We start from the raw sequence: 2,525 nt of genomic DNA, 5'->3' as shown, positions 1-2,525 counted from the left end.
GTCGTCAGGCGGCGAAAAGCCGAAGGCAATCCTGTGCGCCTCGTCAGACAAGATGTGCGGCCGCATCAATCGGGCCCAAAAGCCGCACTCTCACGAATAGGACGGGTTAGCTCAGCCAGTTGGGCGGACAAGGATTGGCCGTCGGTGCTCACACGCGCATATCCATAGACCGCCATACCGCTCTCCATTTCGCACATATAATATGCACAACGTAGAGCCCCATTTTATAAGGGTCAAGCCGTTTGTGCATAAATCATGAATTTTGCACTGATCACCGACTGGCCACGCCCTGTAAAGACCTGATAGCCATCGCAACCCCTCAGTGTTACCGTGCAGAGGAGAGAGGTGCGGTTGTTTAGCGAGTTCAATCGATTGACCAAAGTTTTCCCGTTGAGTCGGCCAGACGCGCGGAGAGATAGGAATGCGGCTAATTCGCTCAAACAGTGTTCTGCACCGAGCTATCTTGGCTCTTAGTGCAGCAATTGGAGTGTTGGTCGGCCCAAGCGGAGCTCAAGCTGGTTGCGGTGAAAAAGACGGCGTTCGTTGCTACTCTGATCTGAACGCCATTGCGAACGTGGTCTGGACGGGTAGCGGCTTCACGGCCGTGGGTCAGCTTAAATCCGCAGGGGTGAGCTCTGGCTTAGTCTTACTTCACATCACTCGAGGAGGCCAATTGAAGGACGCCCCTGTGGCTTTGCCGTTGCCGTCAGGCGTTACAGCCGGCGACAACAAATCAACTGTGGGCGAAAGTCGTAAGCTCATTGCGTTGCCGGATGGAGGCGTTGTCATCTTAGGGCAGCTCACGCTTGCGGAGGACAAGCAAGTCGCCTGGGCTCTCAGAATCGGTGCTAGCGGCAACGTGCTTTGGAACAGACCGTTTGCCACTGATCCAGGAGTCGTAACAATCTTCCACTCAGGGCTCTATGATAGCAAGAGCGGCAAGTTGATACTGGCTGGACGCCGGACAGCGGGCTTTGATGAGGGAAAATGTGTTAAATGGTCGCAAAGTGTCGCTGCGACACTCCGGATGTCCGATGGCCAATTCGAAGCACCTCCTTTTTATTCGGGCTCGCAAACGAGTGGCGCCAATAATCGGCAGGCATTCTTGGATATCGCGCCTACGGACACATCAAATAGTTACGTAGTTGCAGGATTCGCGTCTGCTCCGCATTCGTCACGACCAGGGGAGTGTCAAGACAACATTCTCGTGCAAACGCTATCTCTAGTTTCACAGCCGTCTTCGAGGGGGCCAATTTGGAGCTTGTCCAACCCATACAGGATTGGCGCCTCGGATTTCAATGAGATGGCATATTCAATCAAACGAGTTGTTCCAGGATCGTACATGATCGCGGGATATGGTAGGGATCCGGAGAAGGGAGTACCGGCCGCTCAAGCGTTTCGCATTCGACTTGCGCCGAGCTTTTCTGTCGAAGCCTCTGTTAGCTATCCATTTCCGCTGGACGGATCCGACCGCGACGGCGGGGATCGGTTTCGAGCGATCGTGCCGCTAGGCGACAATGAGCGTTTTGTTCTCGTCGGCTCAGGTTCTAACGGCAAGAGGGGCACGAACCAAGCCATCTGGCAAACTGTGCAGAGGGAGTTGAAGCAGACTTCAACGGTCGGTCTGTTTAAGAATCAAATCGGGTCAGATATCTTGGATGCTGCGGTATCTGACTCCGGCCAAGTGCTCGGGGTCGGGAAATGGATTGATGACGATCGCCAAGTTTACGGTTGGGCGGGCTTGCTGGCGAAGGATCCCGGAAACCCCATTGCTGATCTGAAGGCGGGAACGGCTCCGTTGGACGAGCGCTTACCAGGTGTTTCGACTTTGCCGATGTCTGGTGACGTCTATCAAATTCCTGAGTCGGCGTTATCGGCAGCCCAGGGTTATTTCGGTAAAGATCTGCGAGCAGGCGCCCAAATTAGTCTAGGTCTATCAATCAATACCGCGCGAACACTCAAGATCAGCGTTCGACCGGACGGGGGTGATCTGGATATAGCTCTCCTTGATCGCGAGAAGCGCCCGCTTGCTTTCTCAAATTTCAAGGGGGCGGCGACAGAACTCATCATTGCTGCGCTGTCTCCGGGAGAATACTCGCTACTAATCGTCGGAAATGCCGACGTGCGCTCCTATGAAATCAGGTTGGCCCCGTTTGTGGATCGTGATCCGCTTACAGCGCTTCAGAAGCTGAGCGATGACGAGCGTGCGAAATTGGCTAGGACCCTGCTTGACGCGGGTTACAGCTCCTCGCCGGAGCCGAATATAGGCTTGGGCAGCGAAACTCTCCGTTCACTATATGCGCTACGGCAGTCTGCAGGAGACCCTCGTCCAATCTCGGTCACCTCGCTTAATCCCCTTGTTGAGTCTGGCTCCTCTGCAGGCAGACGATGAACTACTATTTGATTTGGCGGCGCTATCTAGTACCCACTTTTCTTGGAACGTGAGTCGTGATTCAAGGTCGGGATGATACCCGAAGCAAGAGAAGTCCACCTTTCGAGGAAAGATCGCAAGGTGCTTGAGGCGT

Annotated in this window: 1 protein-coding gene; it reads left to right on the top strand. The window is 54.5% G+C overall.

Features of this window, described 5'->3' with window-relative positions; genetic code table 11:
• Positions 1–1,303: 1,303 nt before the first annotated feature.
• Positions 1,304–2,392 carry a hypothetical protein gene (locus QJT78_RS50125; protein WP_281460826.1) on the top strand — a complete coding sequence of 363 codons (1,089 nt, stop codon included), beginning with the start codon at positions 1,304–1,306 and terminating at the stop codon, positions 2,390–2,392.
• Positions 2,393–2,525: the final 133 nt, after the last annotated feature.

The sequence above is a fragment of the Bradyrhizobium sp. Mp27 genome (assembly GCF_029953005.1).
Lineage (GTDB): Bacteria > Pseudomonadota > Alphaproteobacteria > Rhizobiales > Xanthobacteraceae > Bradyrhizobium > Bradyrhizobium barranii.
This window is presented reverse-complemented; position numbering and strand designations above follow the sequence as displayed.

Coding starts and splice junctions, on each gene's coding strand:
- QJT78_RS50125 (WP_281460826.1), top strand. CDS start 1,304: ATGGCATATTCAATCAAACGAGTTGTTCCAGGATCGTACATGATCGCG.